Annotated in this window: 5 tRNA genes; all 5 read right to left on the bottom strand. The window is 48.1% G+C overall.

Annotated elements, in window-relative coordinates:
- Window positions 1–40: 40 nt before the first annotated feature.
- The 5 genes from RT688_RS23575 to RT688_RS23555 all read right to left on the bottom strand — a co-directional run bounded on the left by RT688_RS23575 (window position 41) and on the right by RT688_RS23555 (window position 460).
- Window positions 41–117 (bottom strand) — tRNA-Arg (locus RT688_RS23575).
- Window positions 118–121: 4 nt separating this feature from the next.
- Window positions 122–208: transfer RNA gene (locus RT688_RS23570), tRNA-Leu, on the bottom strand.
- A gap of 17 nt (window positions 209–225) precedes the next feature.
- Window positions 226–301 (bottom strand) — tRNA-Lys (locus tag RT688_RS23565).
- A gap of 7 nt (window positions 302–308) precedes the next feature.
- A tRNA-Gln gene (locus RT688_RS23560) sits at window positions 309–380 on the bottom strand.
- Window positions 381–384: 4 nt separating this feature from the next.
- Window positions 385–460: transfer RNA gene (locus RT688_RS23555), tRNA-Asp, on the bottom strand.
- Window positions 461–530: the final 70 nt, after the last annotated feature.

Genomic DNA, 530 nt, shown 5'->3' with positions numbered 1-530 from the left:
TAACCAGCTGAGCTATAGGCCCGTCAAAGCAAACAAAATATGGTGCACCCTGAGAGATTCGAACTCCCGACCCCTTGATTCGTAGTCAAGTACTCTATCCAGCTGAGCTAAGGGTGCGATATGGTGCGGTCGAGAGGACTTGAACCTCCACGATGTTGCCACCACTAGGCCCTCAACCTAGCGCGTCTACCGATTCCGCCACGACCGCAAATATGAAATTAAAAATGGTGTGTCATGCAGGATTCGAACCTGCGACCCTCTGATTAAAAGTCAGATGCTCTACCAACTGAGCTAATGACACATATAAACTGGGCTGGAAGGGATCGAACCTTCGCGTGCTGGAATCAAAATCCAGTGCCTTACCACTTGGCTACAGCCCAAAAATGGCGGTCCTGACGGGATTCGAACCCGCGATCTCCTGCGTGACAGGCAGGCATGTTAACCGCTACACCACAGGACCGTTTAAGTATAAGGTGACGACTTCTATAATGATAAAACATCTATGTAAGTCTGTCAATTGTTTTATTAAA

The sequence above is a fragment of the Massilia sp. genome (genome assembly GCF_032106685.1).
Lineage (GTDB): Bacteria > Pseudomonadota > Gammaproteobacteria > Burkholderiales > Burkholderiaceae_D > Telluria.
The sequence above is the reverse complement of the archived record's forward strand: the minus strand, read 5'-3'. Positions and strand labels throughout refer to the sequence as shown.